Below are 22914 nucleotides of genomic sequence, written 5' to 3'. Positions count from 1 at the left end.
GGAAAAATAATTCAAGGTAAGGCGCTCGATTGAGCAATAGCTGGCTATTGGGATTGAGAGCAACACAGCCTTGAGCTATTTTAACTAGTACAAGTGAGCAATAACTTAATGGGATTGGTATTATACCCAGTTGATTAATTACCTGCTCATTTTTAAGGGTTAAAATGAATAACTACTGCGTTATAAAATTTATAAGGTGAATAACTACTGACTAAATTTTATGCCTTGTATTTGTCCATTTTTCCTCATGAAAAAGGTGATCACTTAATTAATCAAATTGGTATTAGATAATGCAGGCGCCTATTGTCCTGAACAATGAGTTATTAAAATAAACACCTTATATTGGGTCGTTTTCCTGCGTATAAAGTAGACTACCTCATTAATAAAATTGGTATAAGTTAAATCAAATTATTTAGCACAGCCAAGCGCTATCAGGCTGCCAACTGTCCAGCCACGTCAGTACCTCACCGGCGGGCATCGGCCTTGCAATACCATAACCTTGTGCTAATTTACAACCCAATTTTAATAAGGCCGTACCATGTTCAATAGTTTCTACCCCTTCAGCAATCACCTCAAGCTGAAAGGCTTTCGCTAAACTAACAACGCCCAAAACAATGGCTAAGTCATCCGCATCCGTGAGCATGTCTCGTATAAAAGTTTGGTCTATTTTAATCAAGCTGGCGGGTAGGCGTCTGAGATAAGTCAGAGAGGAATAGCCGGTGCCAAAATCATCGAGCGCAAACTTTACGCCAAGCTCAATGCAAGCATTCATAGTCGCTATAATGTAGTTGATGTCATTAAATGCGCTGGTTTCTAATACTTCTAATTCCAATAAATGAGGCGATACATCAGGATGTGTGGCCAATAATGCCGCCAAGCGTTCTACAAAACCAGTTTGCTGGAGTTGATAAGCACTGATGTTGACACTAATAGGAAACGTAAGCCCAATACTTTGCCATTGGCTTATTTGGCTCAGCGCCGAACCGATAACCCACTCACCTACGTCAAGGCTAAGAGCATGGTTCTCTATCATAGGTAAAAAATCTAATGGTGGCACTAAACCGCGTACAGGATGTTGCCAGCGGATCAACGCTTCTACGCCCACCACTGCACCCGTGGACATATTCACTTTAGGTTGATAGTACAATACAAACTCACGTTTACTGAGTGCTGCACTGATATTGCCAATGTTTTCCTGTTTAATGTTAACCGCGTCATCAAGGGCACTATCAAACAAGTGATAACAATTTTTACCCGCTTGCTTTGCGATATACATCGCTTGGTCGGCATGACGGATAAGTATATCTGCATCGACATCATCTTGAGGATAAAGCGTAACTCCAATACTAGCAGATACATTTAGCACCACATTATCAACTGTGACTGGCTCTGAAACCGTCAGCAGTAAACGCTCTAATACTTTATTACACTCTTCATTTTTTGATAAATCAGTTAATATTAAGACAAATTCATCACCGCCAATACGAGCAAGTGTATCCCCTTCACGTAATGCCGCTTTTATGCGCAACGAGATGATAATTAATAGTTCATCACCGACATGATGGCCATGGGTATCATTGACGGTTTTAAAGCCATCTAAATCTAGAAATGCCACAGCAAGCGCATCATGATGGCGACTGCTTTGTAAGATGGCTTGTTTTAGCCGGTCAGCGAGTAAAGTGCGATTAGGTAAATTGGTTAAGTCATCATAATGAGCCATCCGTTCTAATTGACTTTGATGGGCTTTATTGAGCTGGGTAATATCAGAATAGAGGGCAACATAATGGCTGATTTCGCTAGCTGCATTTTTTACGGCACTTAGCGTCAAATTTTCTGGGCATACTTCACCATTTTTACGACGATTCCAGATGGTACCAACCCAATAGCCTTTGGTGCTAACGGCTTGCCACATTGAAGCATAGAACTCAGCTGATTCTCTGTCTGATTGGAAGAAGTGTAGGTTTTGACCAACCGCCTCTTGACGTGAGTAACCGGTGACTTCGGTAAAGGTGTCGTTGACTTCTATTATGTTGGCGTTTGCATCCGTGATGATGATACCTTCACGGGTGTGAGAAAACACAATAGCGGCAAGCGCTAGCTCAGCTGCACGTTTATCTTTCTCTTCGTTGGCAAGTTTAAGTTTTTTCTCACTCTTTTTATGTTCAGTAATATCGGTACGAATTGAGGTATAACCACTGAGCTTTTCGTTTACATACAAGGGTATAATCGTGGTGTTAACCCAATACTCTTGTCCATCTTTGGCAACATTACAAATATCATCATTCCAGAAACCGCCTTTAGAGATAATTAAATACATTTCACGCCAATAACTTTTCGGTTGCTGCTTAGAGTTAAGCAGGCGGTGATTGGCGCCAATGAGTTCTTCTTGACTGTAACCACTGACCGTACAAAATTTGGTATTGGCATAGTTAATTGTGCCTTTAACATCAGTAATCGAGACTAATGAATGTTCATCCATGGCTGATTTTTGTGCTAATAATGCTGCCTGAGCCGTTTTGATAGCCTGAGTATCTTGCTCTATTTGTGCTTTAGAACGATGATGAAGCTCATGTAAAACCCCAGCTTTAACCAGTACTTCTGCGCTTAAACTGCTAACTAGCTGTTTGTATCTTAATGAATGTGGAATGAGCATAGTGAGCAGCAATAGCACCAAAATCACCACAGTGATAATTAAGGCTAGCGTGGTTGGAGAGACTCCATCAATAACTTGGTCTGTAGTTTGCGGAATAAAGTGCACCGCTGTCATCGCGGTATAGTGCATACTTGAAGATGCCAGTCCCATAACCACCGCACTAACTAGATGTTTTTTAGTTATAAATTGGTATTGGCTTTGATTAATTGCGCTGTACTGTATCTTTAGTGCCACCATGGCCAATATCACCGCAATTAAGATAGACAAATAAACTAACGTCGCATCATGCACCATCACGGCGTTTAATCTCATGGCGGCCATGCTTATGTAATGCATAAGGCCGATACTTGGACCTAACAATAGCCCACCAATTAATAATCGATAATAGCTAAATGTTTTTAGTGTCATCAACCACATGACAACACTAGAGGCAAAAATAACCGGCAGAATAGACAAAATTGTTGTTTGTACATCATAAGTAACGGGTATTGGAAAGGTTAACGATAACATGGCAATAAAATGCATCGTCCAAATACCAATACTCATTGTTAAAGCACCGAATAAATTCCATGATATTTTTTGACTTATTTGGCTAGTGGAAATACTTCGTTCAACTATGCCAAAAGCACTGAATGAGGCTAACATGGCAATTAGCATTGATAGAGCGACTAATCTGAGATCATAAGTGGTTGTGAGCGCGGCAACGGTTATAGCGCTATAGTCGTAATTCATTGATATTAAGCCCCAAGCATAATGTGAATATTTAGCAATTTTTTTTTGCAATATACACGGTCTACACAGTATTTGATACAGAGGTTAATACTTTTGATGTGGGCTTTATTTGTTGTGGGCAAACAAACTTTGTTTCAGCTTACTTTTGTGCCGGATTACCGGTATCAATTCATTGGTAGCCGATTCTTTGATGATAGTATTAAGGGGCTTTAAATTACTTTTTAACCCGAACTCGGTTATTTATAATCCTTAGGACTTCTCCCGTAATATTAATTTTTAGTTATATATTCAATAGTTTATATAAATATTAACCACTGGTAAAATAATGGACTTGTTTTAATAGCTAACAAGCAAGTAAGTTGAACAATGGACAGCTATGAATACGCCAAAGGTTATTCTTGTGCGTTCTATCACAAGGGACGTTCGCTACAGCTAAGGAGTTTTCTTTGATTTTAATTTAAATACAGACCTTATTTTTGCAGCGGTATATAAGTTAGTTAAAACACATTTAAATCTTTTTTATTAAACCATGGTTTAATAATTTTACAGCTTGATTTTTTGGCCTAAAACAGGGAGATTTTGATCTTAATTTCACCTTGTTGCGTAGTTAACTATTAATTGAATAAATGCTAGTTAATTAGGGGTGGGCTCTTATCGCAAGTTGATTAATTATCTGCTCATTTTTCCTTATGAAAAAGTAGACCACTTAATTAATCAAATTGGTCTTAATTCACCTTCATGATTAATGGAGCGATAAGAAAAATAGGAGTGATTGAACATTGTTAGCACAGAAATTGTTAGGCGTTATATTTGATTTAGATAATACTTTAGTTTCTTCATCTTTAAATTTTGAAGAAATAAGAGCGTGCTTAGGTTGTGCAAAAGATATTGATTTATTAGATTTTGTTGATGCTTTGCCAACAGAGCAGCAAGCTCATGCCAATAAATTGTTAGTTGAGTTTGAAGTTAATGATGCGCTTAATGCGAAAAATCTGCTCGGCACTGAGCAACTTATAGCGTTATTATCTGAGTTAGATATACCTTGTGCCATTGTTACGCGAAACTGTCGTCAGGCGGCTTTGATAAAAATGAAAAATAATAATATTGCTATTACCATGCTATTAACTCGGGCCGATCATAAAGCTAAACCTGCTCCCGATGCTTTATTGCATCTAGCACAATTATGGCAAGCGCCTGCTGAAAATTTATTATATGTTGGTGATTATTTATATGATCTACAAGCCGCACAAAATGCCAATACTATGTCGTGCCTAGTTACGCATGGCGAAACGCCTGATTATGCTAACTTAGCGAATATTGTAGTAAACGAGCTTACCGAGTTAAGTGAGGTTATTAGGCAGATTTTTGCTCGTGAGGCCACTGATGTGCCTGGCTAAAGTTTATCAGTCAGCAGTCAACATTCAGCAGTCAAGAGTAGGAGTGCAAGTTTGATGCGAGTGACTGTTTACGCACTCTTATTATCTACCGTTTTTGCTGGTTATAGCCTTGCTAGCACTGATCTTCAAATACGGGCCAAGCAAGATAAACAGCTTCCTGCTATGGCTAAAAAAGAGTCTGTACTTATGATTAATTTTACTGAGCAACAAAGCCTTGATAGTTGGCGCATTACTAATGACGGTGTCATGGGAGGTAAATCTCAAGGTACGATTTTATTACAAGCAGACAAAGCGATATTTTCAGGTAATATATCACTAGCTAATAACGGTGGTTTCAGCTCAGTATTTCGCCCGATAGAGCCCTTAGTTAAAGCGCTTGAAACGGTAACAATAGCTATTGAAGGTGACGGGCTGACTTATCAATTAAGAATGATTGTTAACCTTGACGGTTATCGTATGGCTTATAAACAGAGTTTTGATACGGTGCTAGGACAACAAGCACAACTAAGTTTTACACTGGCTGACTTTCAAGCATCATTTCGAGGCCGTGATATTCCCAATGCGCCGGTACTACAATCTGAAAATATTCGTGAAGTGGGGTTTTTAGTGACCAGAAAAGTTGCTGGCGTATTTTCTTTAGTTATTGCTAACGTGTCTTTTAAATAAACTAGCCTATGGCATTTATTTATAGACTGGTTTATAGATTAATTGTTGGTATATTACCACGGCTAAATAGGTTTTTTAAATTGAGCTTTACCCACTAAAGCTTAATTTACCGTGTGTACTGGCTAAACGATTAGGTGTGTAAACACTATGGTTTGAGAACTTTGAAGACAATCAGCTAAACAAAACTATACACAAAACTATGTACAAAATTATAGATAATTGTTTTATGATTAATTACCAATTAATTATTTATCAATCACTTAATAAACGCCGCTCTGTTGATTTTAACAAAGAAAGCTTGTTATACCAATCCCATTAAGTTATTGCTCACTTGTACTAGTTAAAATAGCTCAAGGCTGTGTTGCTCTCAATCCCAATAGCCAGCTATTGCTCAATCGAGTGCCTTACCTTGAGTTATTTTTTCTGCGCACAACAAGCTCACAAATTTAATGGAACTGGTATTAGAAACTTTATGACAGCAGTGACCAGTACTCATCTCATCATATTTCATCATAAAACAATGCCCTAGCAGTAACGCTATTGAACAGGCATTGTTAGCGTGTTTATTTAAAACTACCAGTTGATGGCTTCTCCCTGCCAATCAAGATAACTTGCTGTTTGATCTAACGGGGTGTTCTCAACAATGTCTAGTAGCTGTTTAGCAACAAACTCTGGGCTGAAAAGCTTATTAGCCGGCACATTTTTTTGAAACGGTTTTGATAATGGCGTGTCGGTAGTACCTGGATGAAAAGCGATTAGCTTTATGTTTTTGGCTCGACGGGCTAACTCTATTGATGCGGTTTTAACTATCATGTTTAATGCCGCCTTCGACGCTCGATAACTATACCAACCCCCTAAACGATTCTCACTAATACTGCCTACTCGGGCACTAAATAGCACGAATTTGCAGGGTGACTTCCCTGTCAATAAAGGGGTTAATTTTTGTATCCACAACATTGGTGTTAGAGAATTTGAGGTCATAATTTCCATAAACGCTTGTGAATCAAAATCTTCTAAACGTTTTTCTGGTTTAATATGGTCATTATGCAGTATGCCGTTACAAACAAATACGCGGGTTATTGGCGCATGCTTATGCTGGGCTAATTCTGCGACCGCTTGGTCGATTGATTCTGCTTGATAGTCCTTAACACTAATCTTTGTCACATTAGCCGCTATCAAGTCACTAGGGACAGAATTAGGGGGTGTTAAGTCTCGACTAATAAGTATTAAGCCCGTGTTTTCTGAAGCTTGTATTTGCGCAGCAATGGCTTTGCCAATATCGCTATTTGCGCCGATGATCAGTGTTTGTTCGGTTATCATGACAAGTTCCTGAATTGCAGTTAGTGGTTTTAATATTAAACAGCTTTGCGAGTAGTGCTGAAATTTGGTGACGATATTTGGCTAAGCCTAAATAGACCCAATGACTAACAGTTTTAATGATCGGCCAATTAAGTGGCGCAACCCAAAAGCCTTTGCCAACTAAAGTCCAAGCTCGGTGTGTAACGGCTAGTCCAAGTAATACTTGCCCGTTGTAATGGCCATGTAATATTTTCATTGCGCCATCAAAACTAACGCTAGGGTGGAGTGTGGCAAAATTATCTTGGTGAATATCCTGCAAGCTTATTAGATTGTTTGGATCATGCTTTTTTAACTGAGCCATCTCTGTTGCACACAATGGACAGTTACCATCATAAAATATTGTTAACATTAAATTAGCCCTAAAAATTATTAGACGTGTGAATTAAACCTCAAAAAAATACCAAAAAATTAAGCCGGTATAGCGGGGTGATCTGACATTACCATCGATGCGCTTAATGTCAGATTAATGTTTAGTTCAATGGTTTTTCTGTTTCGCCATCAACTGAAAGTTTTTTCTGTAATTCTTCTGGTTTTGCATAACTTAAACGCGATAATCGTTTACTGGTGTGATAGCTGTCGAGCCCTGAAACCATGACGGTATTTAATGACTCAATATCAATGTAGCCGTCATTTTTTATCGCCGCTTGTTCACAGAGAATATCGGTTATTTCGCCAATTACTAATACTGTGTTATTGAGTTGTATTGGTACTATTTCTTTCAGGGTTAAGGCGTATTTAAGTCGGCTTTCTTCAACAAATGGCGCATTAACTCCGTCGATAAAATGCGGTGTTAAGCCGGTTTGTTTAAATTCACATTCATCATCACCGTAGCGTGCAGAGGTTTGATGAGCCGCTTGCCAAAAGCTTTCATTTACTTGGTTGATAGTAAATTGCTTAGTTTGCTGAATATTTCCTAAGGTATGGCGGTCAACACTGTCTGGACGTGAAATAAAACCCACTAAAGCTGGTGAAGCACCAAGGTGAAATACCGAGCTAAACATAGCCAAGTTATTGATATTTTTCTGGTCGCGGGTGCCAATAAGATTAGCACTTTTAAAACCAGATAAGCTGTTGATAACCTGCGCCCTGTAGCGCGGTTCCATATTAACCAGTTCGTCGTGATTGATATTATATTGCATTTAACTGCTATCGTATAAGTTGTGTCATATCACTATTATACGTAATTAACTGCGTTTGCGATCACTCAATGCAGCTAAACTTATCAGGCTTCGACTTATCAACTTTTGTCGGTTAATCGCTAGGTTTATTTGCGGCTATAATCTTTACTTGTGTGTAAAAATCTATCAACAGTTTGATGACATAGTACAAGGCCATAGTACAAGGCCATAGTACAAGGCCATAGTACAAGGCCATAGTACAAGGCCATAGTACAGAACCATAGTACAGAACCATAGTACAGAGCTATAATAAAACACAGAAATACCTACTATGTTTTATTAGCTATCCATACGGTTTGATAGGGAGATAATGTTATCTCTTGGCTTAACTCGGTAATTTTTACAGCCGTGATTAATTCTATCCAAGCCTCAGTAATGATTAAATTAAGTTCGCTTAGTGGTAATATAATAGCTTGGTCTGAGACGTTACTGACACAAAAAATACTTTGTTTTCTGCTTTGACTTTGTCGCCAAAAACCAAATAATTGTAAGCCTAAATGTAAAGTAAATTGCGTGGCGTTGGGATGAAACGCCGGTTGTTTAATACGAATGTTTAACAATGCTTTTAAGGTTGAAAGTACTTTTTTGTGATGTAAACTACTATTAGCCAGTGCTGCCTCTAGTGCTTCTTCATGCCAACGATGACGATTGATTGAGCGGTTATTATGCGTGTTGGCCAATTTTGTATAGTCGTTTTGTGTTCCTAGCATGCTGTGAATATAAATTCCTGGTATACCTTCAAGGGCAAACATAACCGCATGTGCACAAATAAAACGTTCAAAGTTCCATTGGTCTTTACCTGCAACCGTACCTTGTAGAGCATCATAAAGGGCAATATTCATTTCATAAGCTTTTTGTTCGCCAGTGTCTGATGTTCGCCATGAAATTTTACCGCCAAAGTTCTCAACAGTATGAATTAAACTATCAAGCTCAGTGTCACTTAATAAGCCTTCAGCTGGGCGTAGACCAATACCGTCATGCGAGGCAATAAAGTTGAAATACATGGTGCCGTCTTGTGAAGGTGGCATGCTCATTAGCCAGCGTTTTAAATATAAACAGTTACCGGTCAGTAAAGTGTTTATCAGTAATGGCGGCAGTGAGAAATTATAGATGCCGTGCGCTTCATTGGCGTTACCAAAATAGGTAAGGTTTTGGGTGTTAGGAATATTGGTTTCAGTAATAATGATCGCTTGTGGCTCTGCAGATTCAATTAAGGTGCGCAATAAGCGCACAATTTCATGAGTTTGAGTTAAGTTGATACTATCGCGGCCAACAATTTTCCATATAAAGGCAATGGCATCAAACCTAAATATTTTTACTCCACTATCAAGGTATTGTCGAATAATTGCAGCAAATGCTTTTAATACTTCGGGGTTACGAAAGTCAAAGTCCACTTGGTCGTGACTAAAGGTGCACCAGACGAATTTCTGCCCTTTGCCAGTCACCACTGCTTTTAATAAAGGTGATGTTCTTGGTCGCACCACCGCAGACAAATCGTCGTCTAACTGCGCGGTGAAGAAAAAATCATGCCCAGGTCCTTCGCCTTTGATGAAGTTATCAAACCAAATACTGCGGCTTGAGCAATGATTAATCACAAGATCTGACATTAGCTGATAATCTTGACTTATCTCTGTGATATCTTGCCATGTTCCGAGTGACTCATTGACACAGGAGTAGTTAATGACCGAAAAACCATCGTCAGAGCTATACGGAAAAAAGGGCAAAATGTGCACACTGTTAATGGTGCTTTTTAGATGATTATCTAAAAACACTTTTAAAGTGTGTAACGGTGGCTGAGCTGGTTTTATGATGCTATCACCATAGGTGATCAAGACAATGTCGGCTTCTGACCAATGATTGGTAAAAGGTTTTGGCGTAACCATCTCATTTGGTAAGCGCATAATTTTAATCAGTTCATCAGCAATATCATCCGATGATTGTTCAAGTACTACCTGATGATAAATGGTCGAAAGCTGTTGAGTTAACTTGTTTTTTAACAGTTCAATGTGTGCTGGCATCGTCGACATCTTCCTTTATCTTTGATTAAATTCTTCGTTGTCTAGCTCTACGGCGGTGTTTAATTGCGATAAAATATCGGGAATAGCACTAACCACACGGTTCCAAGAGGGAATAAAAGGCGTTTCCATTGGCTTCTCTAAGAAAGTGTTACCGGCAGTTAAAATATTTTGTGCGAACATTTCTACTGCTTTCTCTTCATGATGAATATCAAGTTCCAGTCCATTCATCATCGCGTCATTGCGGTAAGTTTCAACATAATCTAAAGCAATACGATAGTAAGTCGCTTTTAAGGTTCTAAACTTTTCAGCGCTGAAGGTTTCACCTTGAGTGGCAAGTTTACGAATAAAGGCTTTGCTAATATCAATCGACATTTTTGACAGACCACCAGCGGTATTATCTAAGGATAAGTCCTGATGTTTATGATCATAAGTGGCGGCAATATCCACTTGGCATAACCGGTTCGGTGAATAATTGCGATACATTTCAGATAATACGCCAATCTCTAAACCCCAATCACTTGGAATGCGAATGTCACTTAATACGTCTCGGCGAAAGGAGAATTCACCGGCTAAGGGATATAAAAAACTGTCCATATATTCGAGATAGTCGCAATGGCCAACGGTTTTTTTCAGTGCTTTGATTAATGGGGTCACCAACAAGCGAGAAACCCGACCGTTTATTTTTCCGCCAGCAACTCGGGCATAAAATCCCTTGGCAAATTCATAGCTAAATAATGGGTTGGCGACGGGGTAAAGTAGTCGGTCGAGTAACTCTTTTTCATAAGTTAAAATGTCGCAATCATGTAGCGCAATCGACTCGGCTTTACCTGACGATAAAATATAGCCCATGCAATACCAAACATTGCGGCCCTTGCCAAGCTCTTTTGGTGCTAAACCTAAGGCCTGTAATTTTGCATCTATTGCTTGTAGCCTAGGTCCATCATTCCATAGCACTCGATGGTGCTGAGGTAGCTGAGAAAAAAATGATAACGCCTGTTGGTATTGCGCTAAATCTGCTCGGTCTAAGCCGATAACAATTTCAGATAAATATTTTACGTCTTTTATTTTATTAATAATATCAGGTAAAGCTTTACCCTCTAACTCGGAAAATAGTGAAGGTAAAATAAGCCCTAATGAACGTTTTTTTGAAAATTCTAGTAACTCTGCGGCCATGTTTTCTGGCTCGCGCTGGGCCAAGTTATGTAATGTTGTAACCGTACCATTTTGATAGAAGTCAGCCATGATTTACCTCAGATTAAGTTGCTTGTGAATCCAGTTGCTTTGCTAAGAGTTGTTGAATCGCTTCTGCCCAGCCTTCGGGGCCATATAATTGGCTTTGACTGGTTTTATACTGTCGATACAGTGGTGGAAAGTTGTGCACTGGTGAGCGTATTTGCACGGCAATATCTGCGGCTTCTAACATTGGTGTGTCATTTTCACCGTCACCTAGCGCGATGGTGTAAACCGTGTAGTGGTTGAAATATTCGCGATATTGTTGGGTTAACCAGATAAGTGCTTGGCCTTTATCACAGTAACCACCGACGTGAATAAAGCGTCCTCCCTGAACAACGCTAGCGCCTAATGCCACTAAATGTTCGATAAAGGCACTTTTAGTGACGTTATCCCCTAACCATTTTACAGGTTCACCATAGTGTCTTTGTTTTGCCCGTTCAGCTTGTGCTAAGTTTAAGCCAGTTATTTGGCATAAAGCTGCTGCTGATAGGGTTGAAAAACCTTGGAAATATGGCTGGAATTTTTTACTATGCTCGTTAAGTAACTTTAGCCAATGTTGTCTTGGTAAACAGAACGATTTAACCCAATAGTCACCGCTGACTTCAGTATCCGCCGGTTGTACTTTAAAGGTATTAATAGGGATATAAACAGCGGCGCCATTTTCGATAATAAAGGGGGTATCAAGCTTGAGTTCAGCGCGAATAATGTTTAATTCAGCCAGGGTTTTACTGCTATTTAAAATTACTGGAATATTGGCCTTGCTCAACTGTTGCAGGGTTTGACTGGCCGGCGTTGACTGATAGCTATAGTGGTCAAGCAGGGTACCGTCAAGATCACTAAAGATAATGGTTTTCGTAGTACTCATAGCTCTGCCATAAAGGGCGTTTTTGAAATATTCCTTGCGTAATCTAAGTAAAAAATAGTGTCTGCAGACTTTGCAATGCTCAGGCATGCTTGCACACTCAGTCGTTGAAAATATTGCGTGAAATTCAATATCCCGGCAGATTTCATGACTTTTGAATTTGGTAAACCGATATTGTTGTCTTGCAATTTTTGCTCTTGTTCTAAGCGCCATTGGTAAACGCAATCAAACGAGGGGGCTTGCAGTGCTAACCAGAAGTCCATGGTTCTATACAAAGGTTGATAACGACTTTTAAGTTGTTGATTAACATAATGGCGCCAGTCACCTTTGCTGTCATGTTTGAGCTCAAGTTCATTGACGGGGGCTTTTAATTGTTCGTCAGTTTGTGGCTTTACACCCCAACACCAGCCTTCTAATAAAATAATGTCTGCAGGTTTTTTAACTATCGGCCACTGCTCTTTTGGATATGGTTCGTCCGTTGCCTTATTAAACCTTGGGATAGCAAACCCTGTTTGTTGAGTTTTTAATTTTGTTAAGGTAGTTTCTAACATCGCGACATCGTGCGTGCCAGGCACACCACGAGTCGCTAATAACGGGTGAATGTTATCAGCAAGCTGCTGACGTTTTTCACCGGTGAAATAGAAGTCATCTAACGACATCACTACAATGGTTAATTGATAGGTCGCTGCTAAATATTCAGCGATGAAATCAGTCAGTGTTGATTTACCGCTACCCTGACAGCCGTTAATACCAACAAAATAAGCGCCATGACTTTTTGTAAACTGACTGAATATTCGCTCCGCAAGCGGTTGGTAGTGCTCTTGTGCCGTTAGTTTAAATTTTTCAGGCAGCTTATGTTGTTTAATAAAAGTTGAGAGCATGATTTTCACCTTAGTCGGATATTAATATGATTATACTTTCAACTCTTATGCCATTATTTTAGCTACTGAGGTTAGGTTGTAACTTGTTGAGTAATTAAGGTTATTTTATTTTTAGCGCTGGAGGTTAAAAAATGACAAAGTGGCTAAAGGGCAGTAAATAAACAATTTGCTTTATTTTGGTGCAATCAGTCACTGTGCTTAATAATTGCTGCTAGCGAGTAATTATCAAGCACGGCATTAAATATGATCATGTTTAATGCCTTCATTTCATCAGTTAGCATTGAATCATTGATAGCGGTTTTATCTGAATAATACCAATCCCATTAAGTTATTGCTCACTTGTACTAGTTAAAATAGCTCAAGGCTGTGTTGCTCTCAATCCCAATAGCCAGCTATTGCTCAATCGAGCGCCTTACCTTCAGTCATTTTTCCTGCGCACAACAAGATCACAAACTTAATGGAACTGGTATAACTAAGCGATGAAGTCGGCAATAACGCTTTTGATATATTTGCTGCGGTTGTTTTTAAGCGAGTGTCGGTTCTGACACAAGTATAGTGTTTCATTTACCGACTGTGCTAATAAATGTACCCTTATCTTTTCTGGTTTATTAAAAGCCTTAGCAGCGTATAAGGGTAAAACGGTAAAGCCAAGCCCACGGCAAACGGGTTCAAGAATTAAGCTAATTTGATTGGAAAATCCTTGATGCTCAAATTGGCTAATGTGTTCAAATTCAGCATAGTTTTTACTGAGCAGCGCTTGTGCATGATGCTCACCATCAGGATGGTCAATAAAGCCTAGCGTGATCAGTGTTTGCCAAGTGATGGTATCTACCGTATTTGCCGTGACTAGTACCAGTGGCTCAACAGCGACTTTTTGGCTGATAATAGTAGCTGCCTTACTCAGCTCGGTTACTAAACCAATATCGATTTTACGCGCAGTTAAGTCTTGCTCAATATTTTTATTTGGCGCAAATTTGTAGTCGATGGCTAATTGCCTGTGCTGTTGTTGAATTTCGAGCATATAAGGATATAACTTTAAGCCAATACTGCCCGGTGAGGCAATTTTTACTGCGCCGATGTAAGGATCATCTTGTTGGATTGATTTTTCTAACTCTGCGGAGCTCTGTAATAAGCTTTGTCCTTGTTGGTGTAATTTTATGCCGGCGTCGGTAAGGGAAAAAGACTTGCCTTCGCGCATTATTAATAGGGTGTTTAGCTGCTGCTCTAGCTTTTTAACTTGTTGACTAACCCCTGACTGTGTCATAAAAAGCCGATCAGCAGTTTTAGTAAAGTGGCCAACATCAACCAGTGTGCAAAAAGTTTTTAACCAAACAAGATTAATCATAACAAAACGTACTCAATATAATAATTAATGATAATTTTTTATAATTTATAATACTGTCTATACTTTGTCCATCAAATTAAAAGAGGTTATTAAGATGAGCAAAGCATATCCAAGAACATTTTCACATATTGGTATTTCAGTGCCGAGCGTAGAAAAAGCAGTTAAGTTTTATACTGAAGTTTTAGGTTGGTATTTAATTATGGAGCCAACCGTGGTTGTTGAAGACGACAGCGCCATTGGCGTGATGTGTACTGATGTTTTCGGAGCTAATTGGGATAAATTCAAAATTGCCCATATGTCGACCGGCGATCGTATCGGCGTGGAGTTATTTGAATTTAAAAATCAGCAAAATCCAGAAAATAACTTTGAATATTGGAAAACTGGTATTTTTCATTTTTGCGTGCAAGATCCAAATCTTGAAGAGTTAGTTGAGAAAATTGTCGCCGCTGGTGGTAAAAAACGTATGGCAGAGCCACGTTACTATTATCCAGGTGAAAAACCTTACCGTATGATTTATATGGAAGACCCCTTTGGTAATATCCTTGAAATTTATAGCCATAGTTATGAATTAACTTACGCTCAAGGCGCTTATCAATAACAAGCGTTTTGAATGTTTAAGGTAAATAACATTGAACTTTATTGCTATTTAACTCGTATGTGTGGTTAATAAACGTGAGCGATTAATACGAGAAATAGACCAATGGAGGTTTATTATGCAATTAAGTTCAACACCTTCTTCACAGCCAATGATTATTGCTGTTGCAGGTTCTAACCATTATTTAGTGGGCGTAATCGATTCAAGTGATAACTTTGTTGGTTTAAGACAAAGTTCTGCAGCAGTTGTCAATTCTATCGTCGAAGCAAAAGCGTATTTACGAGGTAACAATATATTTTCTGCACTGCTTGAAATGGACAGTGCTTTTGATGAAATGTGTGGCCAATCAAAGAGTAGCCGTTATCGTCAGAGGATCTTGTGCTAATGATGAAAAATAATACTGTCGCCTTAAGTGATTTATTACAGGTGTTTAATCTAGTCACCACCCAAGGTAGCAAAACTGAGGGCAACTATGAGTATCAAGGTATAACCGCTTGGCATGATTTTGATGGTTATACCTGTTTTTTAGGTTATAAAGACTTGACCTTAACCTTGTTGTTTCATGGTCGTTATACTTTTGATTTCGAGCAACAAGAAACTTTAGATGTATTCTTATCTAAGGTAAATAAGTTATTGATTGCAAAAGCATGAACAGAGTAAATCCGAAAGTATTGTTACATAGTAAGTGGACTAAACTGAGTGTTGAAAACCGAGAGAAACACTTTGTGATCACTGAAGTGGAATTTGATGAAGATAAAAATGTTATCGCATGTCTTATAACCGCAGTCATTAATAACAGTGAATACTCCATAAACTGGCGAGATTTAAAACAGCCTACGTTGTGGCGCTTTGGCTGGCAGTAAGCTTTGGTAGCATGCTTTTTTAGCAAGTTGCGGTAATAAAGTTTATCGATAAATTACTTTATTGTCTCATCGCGTACTTATACCAGTTCCATTAAATTTGTGATCTTGTTGTGCGCAGGAAAAATAATTCAAGGTAAGGCGCTCGATTGAGCAATAGCTGGCTATTGGGATTGAGAGCAACACAGCCTTGAGCTATTTTAACTAGTACAAGTGAGCAATAACTTAATGGGATTGGTATTATACCAATCAAACTAACTAAGTGATCTTTTTAAATGGTCTAAATATCCAATAACATCGTTGCTTTCAATCCCAATAGCCAGCTATTGCTCAATCAAGCGCCTTGTTCTTGAAAATTTACCCTCATTAAAATTTGCACCATTAATTAATTTGATTGGTATTACTATGTATTTACCACTTTGCTAAATAAACCCTACATTTAGCCAACCATTTTATTCTTGAGTACAGCAATTAGGCTGACTACTAATGGTGTTTTTCAAGATAATAGCCACCACTACTTTATTGTAGTCTTTGGCCACTTATTACTTTTTGGCCTTATTACTTTTTGAACTTATTATTTGTGTAAGTTATCAATGATGCGCTCTAAATTTAAATATGTGGTCAATTTTATAACGGTATTAACTTTTATTTTAATATTCGAGTCTATAAGTCTGAGTCAACAGGTCTGAGTCAACAGGTCTGAACTGATTAAGTGCACCACAACACAACAGCAACGATATGCATCACTACCACTAGCGTAGTTAAATTCAATCGCATGCGTAAGTAAGGCTTATTCTTAGTTTTAGCTGGCTCAAAGTAGTACTCACACAGTAAAATAGCGGGATAAACTATAGCCAATACCACAAGTGCCGCATAATTAGGCAATAGCAGGGCGAAAAAAGCGAGCAGACTAAACAAGTTACTACAAAGCTGCAGTTTAATACTTAACTTATCGTTGTGTTTACGCCACAGTGTGCCGGCGATAAAGCTGAGAATAATAGCGCTGTAAAATATAAATACTTGTTCGGCTGGGACATTAAATAATGCTGAACTGAATTTATCAAAAACCAGTGCTAGTACAAAGGGAGTTAATCCTAAATAACCTAAGGTTTCTTGCGTTTGCATAGTAAGCTCTTTCTAATATTTATTTTTCAACATACGAAATTTTTCGGAACATAGATCATAAAAAACCTGAGTAGACTAATCCCGTTTGCAGTTTATAACGTATAATTGCAAAGCTATGTGAATAAAGCCACGAAAATAAAGTGATGAGAATAAAACTATGAAAATAAAGTCTCCATTATATAATTTAGTCGCGTTCAATGTTGCTTGGTTTGGCTTAGTTTTTATTGGCGATTTATTTATTCCCATTGTTGCTGTTTTATTTGGCGCACAGCTTTGGTATTTTAAAAGCACTAAAAACGAAATACTACTAATCTGCTTAGTGGCAACGCTTGGTATTTGGTTAGATTTTGCTTTAGTTAATTCAGGTGTTTTTATTTTTCCAGGCACTGACGGTATTCCTTTTTGGCTGATTACCTTGTGGATCATTTTTGCCAGTACCATACGCCATAGTTTAGCTTTTCTAGCTAATTCCAAATTACTGCAACTTTCTGTTGGCGCAATATCAGCCCCGCTAAGTTATCTTGCCGGAGCAAAATTGTCAGTGGTTGACTTAGGGCTATCAGTAGGGTCTAGTTATTTATTACTGGCCTGTTTGTGGGGCCCGTTAATGGTATTTATTTTTGCGCTAAGTCGTTGGTTACTTGTGAAGGAAAAAAGTTATGTTGGTTAATATCAATGTTATGCCTACGCTTACAGTACTATTTTGTTTGTTTTCCTTAAATGCGTTAGCCGATAACCCGACTGAAAGTGTTACTAACCATGAAGTTGAAGCCGTTAGTGATGAAGGTTTGATGAAGTGTCAAGTTACTGAACAAGCCACTATCATAGCTGGCGACTTAACCAAGTTAACTACTGAACAGCATTTTACATTGTTGGGTAAAGCCAAATTTTCAGTTTTGTTTTGGGACATTTATGAAAGTTCACTATTAACTACTGACGGTCAACAACCTTTTAGTAATGTGTGCCAGCATGCATTGTTTGAAATACATTACCTACGCGATATAAGTAAAAAAGAATTAATAGATAACACCGTTTCACAATGGCAACATTTAGCACTTAATGAAAATGAGTATCGAGCTTTTCTGCCTTTGTTAGAAAATATATGGTCAGATATTAATGCGGGCGATCGCTTGTCAATGTTAAGCCAAAGGGGGACGAGCGTATTCTATTTAAATAGACAAAAAATAGGTGAAATTGAAAGTTTAACTTTTGCTAAAATATTTCTTAGCATTTGGTTAGATGAAAACACCAGTGAGCCTAAACTACGACAACAGCTATTAGGGAATAGTATATGAATAAACATGCTAAATCAGCGGCAATTTTTTGCTTAGCCTTTGTACTTTCAAGTTGTACAACACCATTAGACGATTACCAAGCAACGGCTCCTAAATTAGATATACAGCAATATTTTTCTGGCAAGTCGATAGCCTGGGGTATGGTACAAGACTACACTAGTAAAGTGACTCGGCGTTTTTGTGTTGAGCTTGATGGCCAATGGCAAGGTGATGAAGGCGTGTTGAAAGAAGTATTTTACTTTGCTGATGGTGAAGTCACTTATCGTAACTGGCAGCTAACAAAACTAAAGCAGGGTAAATACCTAGGTAGTGCTGGAGATGTTGTTGGCAAAGCAGTCGGTCAACAAATGGGTTTTGCCTTTCAATGGCAATATGACTTATTGGTACCAATAGACGGTGAAGAAATACAATTGTCACTTGACGATTGGATGTATCAAATTGATGAACACCGTGTTTTTAATCGAACAAAAATGAAGAAGTTTGGTGTTACTGTTGCTGAAATTACTTTGTTTTTTGATAAAGAATTGCCCGTAAAAAGCTGTCAATAAAGCCTTGGATTCATTGTTGTAGCTGGCGTTGACCATCTGGATAAATTACTGTGTAAACCTTTGCCCCTTGATGGGGCTTTTTTTGCTCATTACTTTGATCATTTTTTGCTTTTACAACGTATAATACCAATTACATTAAGTTATTGCTCACTTGTACTAGTTAAAATAGCTCAATGCTGTGTTGCTCTCACTCCCAATAGCCAGCTATTGCTCAATCGAGCGCCTTACCTTGAGTTATTTTTCCTGCGCACAACAAGATCACAAACTTAATGGAACTGGTATAACTAAGCGATATTGAAAAACATTATTGCTGGTTATATCTCCCTTTTGACTCTTTGCCCCTCTGACTCTTGATGGGGCTTTTTTTTATTTATTACTTTGATCTTTTTTTGTTTTTACAGCGTATAACTAAGCGATATTGAAAAACATTATTGCTGGTTATATCTCCCTTTTGACTCTTTGCCCCTCTGACTCTTGATGGGGCTTTTTTTTATTTATTACTTTGATCGTTTTTTGTTTTTACAGCGTATAACTAAGTGATATTGAAAAACATTATTGCTGGTTATATTTCCCTTTTGACTCTTTGCCCCTCTGACTCTTGATGGGGCTTTTTTTTACTTACTACTTTGATCGTTTTTTTTTACAACGTATAACTAAACGACATTGAAAACATTATTGCTGGTTATACCAATTACATTAAGTTATTGCTCACTTGTACTAGTTAAAATAGCTCAAGGCTGTGTTGCTCTCACTCCCAATAGCCAGCTATTGCTCAATCAAGCGCCTTACCTTGAATTATTTTTCCTGCGCACAACAAGATCACAAACTTAATGGAACTGGTATTATATCTCCCTTTTGACTCTTTGCCCCTCTGACTCTTGATGGGGCTTTTTTTTACTTATTACTTTGATCGTTTTTTGTTTTTACAGCGTATAACTAAGCGATATTGAAAAACATTATTGCTGGTTATATCTCCCTTTTGACTCTTTGCCCCTCTGACTCTTGATGGGGCTTTTTTTACTTATTACTTTGATCATTTTTTGTTTTTACAACGTATAACTAAGCGACATTGAAAAATATTATTGCTGGTTATATTTCCCTTTTGACTCTTTGCCCCTCTGACTCTTGATGGGGCTTTTTTTTATTTCTTACTTTGATCGTTTTTGCTTATTTCTTTGATCGTAGTTTGCTTTTATAACGTATAACTAGCATCAATCCATAAAGATTAGTTACTGTAAACTTATGCCAACTATTAATTTGCCTATTTTCCCATTGCCGATATTTCTGTTACCTCAAGGGGTAACACGACTGCGTATTTTTGAAGCGCGCTATTTAAAAATGGTCTCTCTAGCAATGAAAAGACAAGGCTTTGTTATTTTTTCGCATGACAGAGATGAAAAATCCACACCTATGTCAATCGGTAGCTGGGTCGAAATCATTAACTTTGATCAGGGCGAAGACGGGATATTACTGATTGATGTTCGCTGTAAGTGTTTAGTAGATATTAACGCTATTACCCAAGATACCGATAAACTGCATCACGGTGATGTCGCAGCTAAAACTCATTGGCCTGATATTAGCCTAGATCAAACCACCGATAAACTCGCTAAGTCATTAAGTAAAGTGTTTATCGAAAATGCTGAATTAAATGCCTTATATCCCAAGCAACATTTTGATAAAGGTGATTGGGTGGTCGCGCGCTGGTTAGAACTTATACCGGTTAAACTTGCTGAGAAAAGTTTGTTTGTCGATAAAGATTCGTTTAGCCAAGCGAAAGAATTGTTACAACGGATTATTTTATCCGAGTAGAAAAGATAAAAATAATGTGATCTAGACTCATTTCTGTCGCGTATAGCAAATATATGTAAAAAAGTGGGTAAGAATTATGCTGTCAGCGCATTCAATGTTGCCAAGTCACAAGGCAAATGCTACATCTAGTAACATGACTAATAAAATCAATCATCCTGAACTTTGTCAATGGCTGAAATCAATTGCCATTGATAGAGACAAACAAGCATTTACTGAAGTGTTTAAATTTTTTGCGCCTAAAATACAGCGTATTGCGCAAAGTAAAATTAATAGTGAAGCACTTGCTGCTGAAGTTGTGCAAGACACCATGAGCAATGTCTGGCGTAAGGCACATCTGTTTGATGACAGCAAAGGTGCAGCCACCACTTGGGTTTACACTATTATGCGTAATGTTACATTTGATCTGTTACGCAAAATGAAAGCTAATAAAGAAGACAACCTCAGTGACGATATATGGCCACTTGCTGAATTAGCAAATACCGAAGAAGAGGTGTTTACAGACCATATTCAAAGTCGTAATTTGCAAGGCATAATTGCCACGCTGCCTGAAAACCAACAACAGGTGGTAAAAGGTTTCTACTTTATGGAGATGTCACAAGAGCAGCTTGCTGTTCATCTTAATTTACCACTCGGCACAATAAAATCACGACTTCGGCTTGCACTTGGCAAACTTAAGTTAAAAATAGGAGACCACCATGATTAAACACCACCCTAAATTTGAGTTGTTACAAGGTTTTGTGGATGGTGACTTACCCGCTTCACTTGCTGCAGGTATAGCGATACATGCCGACATGTGTGTCTCTTGCCAACAGAAAGTAGGCCAACTAACAGAACAAGTTGCAGAGGCCAGTTTTGAGCAAAGTTTTCATCATAAATCTATTGTTGATGATGAACACCTAACGGAAATCGCCGAAATGGACTTTGATGATATGATCAATCAGATAACCGCCTCTGATGATGTTGAGTCAACAAAAGCGTTCTATGATGAGCGTTCAATTAATTTTAAAGGTATGCAATACACTTTACCCAATGTCCTGCGCAATATTGAGTTAGGGAAAACTGCTCAAATAGGTAAATTATCACGCGCACGTTTAAATTTAGGCGAAGGTGAAATTCATACTAATTTATTGCATATAGGACCTGGTGGTTCGATACCCGAACACACCCATAAAGGTTTTGAGCTAACACTATTACTTGCGGGTACCTTTGCTGATGCACAAGGTCAATATGTGGCCGGCGACTTTATTATGCTTGATAAACGCGATCAGCATCAGCCAGCTACTGAGCGTGGTTGCCTTTGTTATACTGTTGCTAATGACGCATTGCATTTTACTCAAGGTATAAATAAGTTACTAAACCCTATTGGTGCTTTCATTTACTAATTGAGTTGGTTATGTATAAAAAATTCGACAAAGCAGATGTTGTTATTGGCATTAGTGCTTGTTTAATAGGTGAAAAAGTTAGGTTTGATGCCAGTAACAAACCATCGAATTTTTGTATAAAAGAACTAGGACAACATGTTACTTTTAAAGGCTACTGCCCTGAAGTAGCTGTTGGCTTACCCATACCTAGGCCCACTATACGTTTGATTAAAGATGATCAAATGATAAAAGTATCGCGTCCAGATGGCTCCGGTGATGTAACGAGCGCGATAAAAGCCTACGGTAAAAAAATAGCCGCCATGTCTAAAAACCTCAGTGGCTATGTGTTTTGTGCTAAAAGTCCAACTTGCGGCATGGAGCGCGTTAAAGTATATTCCCCGAGCGGAGGTCAATTACCGGCGCAAGGTATAGGGATGTTTTCACGAGAAATTATGAAAGCTAACCCGCTACTACCTTGTGAAGAAAATGGCCGTTTGAATGATCCCATCATAAGAGAAAACTTTGTTGCCCGCGTCTTTGCCTATCGCCATTGGTTAGCCTTGATTGAGTCAGGGGTTAGTAGACATAAATTAACCAGTTTTCATGCGCAATATAAGTATACTTTAATGAGTCATGATCTTGTTGCTCACAAGCAATTAGGGCGGTTATTAGCTAGTACTGATATTGCCGTTGAGCAAATGGCTGAACAGTATATCTCTGGTTTAATGGCCGCATTAACACTTAAAGCAACACGTAAAAATCATGCTAATACGTTATCGCATATTCAAGGCTATTTTTCTAAGCACTTAGATAAAATGCAACGCAAAGAGTTATCTGAACAAATTGACGCTTACCGCACGGGATTAATGCCGTTAGTGGTGCCACTGACCTTGATTAAGCATTATTTATTAGCGCACCCTAAGTCTTATTTAGCTCAACAATCATATTTGAATCCTTATCCTGAGTCGTTAAAACTGAGATACGGTTATTAAACATA

The 22914-nt window shown here is 38.3% G+C and carries 23 protein-coding genes; 13 read left to right on the top strand and 10 right to left on the bottom strand.

The genetic code is table 11. The annotated features are described in order from the left end of the window. Positions 1-412: 412 nt before the first annotated feature. Positions 413-3436 carry an EAL domain-containing protein gene (locus tag ESZ39_RS11255; protein ID WP_146879993.1) on the bottom strand — a complete coding sequence of 1008 codons (3024 nt, stop codon included), beginning with the start codon at positions 3434-3436 and terminating at the stop codon, positions 413-415. A 728-nt stretch (positions 3437-4164) separates the two neighbouring features. On the opposite strand from ESZ39_RS11255, the gene ESZ39_RS11250 reads away from it, so the two are divergent. Both ESZ39_RS11250 and ESZ39_RS11245 read left to right on the top strand, forming a co-directional pair. Beyond that, positions 4165-4782, top strand: a complete 618-nt coding sequence (locus tag ESZ39_RS11250; RefSeq protein WP_146879992.1) for an HAD family hydrolase — start codon at positions 4165-4167, stop codon at positions 4780-4782. A 54-nt stretch (positions 4783-4836) separates the two neighbouring features. Beyond that, positions 4837-5448, top strand: a complete 612-nt coding sequence (locus tag ESZ39_RS11245) for a CIA30 family protein (RefSeq protein ID WP_223270356.1) — start codon at positions 4837-4839, stop codon at positions 5446-5448. A gap of 573 nt (positions 5449-6021) precedes the next feature. On the opposite strand, the gene ESZ39_RS11240 is transcribed toward ESZ39_RS11245, so the two are convergent. From ESZ39_RS11240 to ESZ39_RS11205, 8 genes are all read right to left on the bottom strand, one after another. Next, positions 6022-6768 (bottom strand): SDR family NAD(P)-dependent oxidoreductase, encoded by a 747-nt coding sequence (locus ESZ39_RS11240; RefSeq protein ID WP_146879991.1) that lies wholly within the window; start codon positions 6766-6768, stop codon positions 6022-6024. Beyond that, positions 6731-7156, bottom strand: coding sequence for a thiol-disulfide oxidoreductase DCC family protein (locus ESZ39_RS11235; RefSeq protein ID WP_146879990.1), 426 nt, complete (start codon positions 7154-7156; stop codon positions 6731-6733). Before ESZ39_RS11235 ends, ESZ39_RS11240 begins: the two co-directional genes overlap by 38 nt. 121 nt (positions 7157-7277) lie before the next feature. After that, positions 7278-7946 (bottom strand): flavin reductase family protein, encoded by a 669-nt coding sequence (locus tag ESZ39_RS11230; protein WP_146879989.1) that lies wholly within the window; start codon positions 7944-7946, stop codon positions 7278-7280. 308 nt (positions 7947-8254) lie between these two features. After that, positions 8255-10003 carry an alpha-amylase family glycosyl hydrolase gene (locus tag ESZ39_RS11225; RefSeq protein WP_146879988.1) on the bottom strand — a complete coding sequence of 583 codons (1749 nt, stop codon included), beginning with the start codon at positions 10001-10003 and terminating at the stop codon, positions 8255-8257. Positions 10004-10018: 15 nt separating this feature from the next. Continuing rightward, on the bottom strand, positions 10019-11245 hold the full coding sequence (locus ESZ39_RS11220) for a glycosyl transferase (RefSeq protein WP_146879987.1): 1227 nt from the start codon (positions 11243-11245) through the stop codon (positions 10019-10021). Between the two features lie 13 nt (positions 11246-11258). Next, a complete protein-coding gene (locus ESZ39_RS11215; RefSeq protein ID WP_146879986.1) occupies positions 11259-12101 on the bottom strand; it encodes an HAD-IIB family hydrolase in 843 nt (280 codons plus the stop codon). Beyond that, positions 12098-12979 carry a kinase gene (locus ESZ39_RS11210; protein WP_146879985.1) on the bottom strand — a complete coding sequence of 294 codons (882 nt, stop codon included), beginning with the start codon at positions 12977-12979 and terminating at the stop codon, positions 12098-12100. Before ESZ39_RS11210 ends, ESZ39_RS11215 begins: the two co-directional genes overlap by 4 nt. A gap of 472 nt (positions 12980-13451) precedes the next feature. Further along, a complete protein-coding gene (locus ESZ39_RS11205) occupies positions 13452-14324 on the bottom strand; it encodes a LysR family transcriptional regulator (protein ID WP_146879984.1) in 873 nt (290 codons plus the stop codon). A gap of 94 nt (positions 14325-14418) precedes the next feature. On the opposite strand from ESZ39_RS11205, the gene ESZ39_RS11200 reads away from it, so the two are divergent. The 4 genes from ESZ39_RS11200 to ESZ39_RS11185 all read left to right on the top strand — a co-directional run bounded on the left by ESZ39_RS11200 (position 14419) and on the right by ESZ39_RS11185 (position 15782). Beyond that, complete coding sequence (locus ESZ39_RS11200) at positions 14419-14922, top strand: lactoylglutathione lyase family protein (RefSeq protein ID WP_146879983.1); 504 nt, start codon at positions 14419-14421, stop codon at positions 14920-14922. A gap of 115 nt (positions 14923-15037) precedes the next feature. Beyond that, positions 15038-15304: a DUF6482 family protein gene (locus ESZ39_RS11195; RefSeq protein ID WP_146879982.1), complete on the top strand. Its 267-nt coding sequence runs from the start codon at positions 15038-15040 to the stop codon at positions 15302-15304. Continuing rightward, positions 15304-15570 carry a DUF3081 domain-containing protein gene (locus ESZ39_RS11190; protein WP_223270355.1) on the top strand — a complete coding sequence of 89 codons (267 nt, stop codon included), beginning with the start codon at positions 15304-15306 and terminating at the stop codon, positions 15568-15570. The genes ESZ39_RS11195 and ESZ39_RS11190 overlap by 1 nt, the downstream gene beginning before the upstream one ends. Further along, complete coding sequence (locus ESZ39_RS11185; RefSeq protein WP_146879981.1) at positions 15567-15782, top strand: TIGR02450 family Trp-rich protein; 216 nt, start codon at positions 15567-15569, stop codon at positions 15780-15782. The genes ESZ39_RS11190 and ESZ39_RS11185 overlap by 4 nt, the downstream gene beginning before the upstream one ends. Positions 15783-16487: 705 nt before the next feature. Here ESZ39_RS11185 and ESZ39_RS11180 read toward each other — a convergent pair. Beyond that, entirely contained in the window at positions 16488-16904 is a 417-nt protein-coding gene (locus ESZ39_RS11180) for a DUF3429 domain-containing protein (RefSeq protein ID WP_146879980.1), read from the bottom strand. A gap of 157 nt (positions 16905-17061) precedes the next feature. Here ESZ39_RS11180 and ESZ39_RS11175 point away from each other — a divergent pair, with 157 nt between their 5' ends. From ESZ39_RS11175 to ESZ39_RS11145, 7 genes are all read left to right on the top strand, one after another. Further along, a complete protein-coding gene (locus tag ESZ39_RS11175; RefSeq protein WP_146879979.1) occupies positions 17062-17574 on the top strand; it encodes a DUF2878 domain-containing protein in 513 nt (170 codons plus the stop codon). Continuing rightward, a complete protein-coding gene (locus ESZ39_RS11170; protein ID WP_146879978.1) occupies positions 17564-18199 on the top strand; it encodes a chalcone isomerase family protein in 636 nt (211 codons plus the stop codon). The genes ESZ39_RS11175 and ESZ39_RS11170 overlap by 11 nt, the downstream gene beginning before the upstream one ends. Next, complete coding sequence (locus ESZ39_RS11165; protein ID WP_146879977.1) at positions 18196-18747, top strand: DUF3833 domain-containing protein; 552 nt, start codon at positions 18196-18198, stop codon at positions 18745-18747. The genes ESZ39_RS11170 and ESZ39_RS11165 overlap by 4 nt, the downstream gene beginning before the upstream one ends. 1242 nt (positions 18748-19989) lie before the next feature. Then, positions 19990-20556, top strand: coding sequence for an LON peptidase substrate-binding domain-containing protein (locus ESZ39_RS11160; RefSeq protein ID WP_146879976.1), 567 nt, complete (start codon positions 19990-19992; stop codon positions 20554-20556). A gap of 76 nt (positions 20557-20632) precedes the next feature. Further along, positions 20633-21259: a sigma-70 family RNA polymerase sigma factor gene (locus ESZ39_RS11155; protein ID WP_146879975.1), complete on the top strand. Its 627-nt coding sequence runs from the start codon at positions 20633-20635 to the stop codon at positions 21257-21259. Beyond that, positions 21252-21938 (top strand): ChrR family anti-sigma-E factor, encoded by a 687-nt coding sequence (locus tag ESZ39_RS11150; RefSeq protein WP_146879974.1) that lies wholly within the window; start codon positions 21252-21254, stop codon positions 21936-21938. The genes ESZ39_RS11155 and ESZ39_RS11150 overlap by 8 nt, the downstream gene beginning before the upstream one ends. An 11-nt stretch (positions 21939-21949) precedes the next feature. Then, on the top strand, positions 21950-22909 hold the full coding sequence (locus ESZ39_RS11145) for a YbgA family protein (RefSeq protein ID WP_146879973.1): 960 nt from the start codon (positions 21950-21952) through the stop codon (positions 22907-22909). The last annotated feature ends 5 nt before the right edge of the window (positions 22910-22914 follow it).

Source organism: Colwellia sp. C1TZA3, from assembly GCF_007954265.1.
Taxonomy (GTDB): Bacteria; Pseudomonadota; Gammaproteobacteria; order Enterobacterales; family Alteromonadaceae; genus Cognaticolwellia.
Note: the sequence above shows the minus strand (reverse complement) of the source record. Positions and strands in the feature narration are given on the sequence as shown.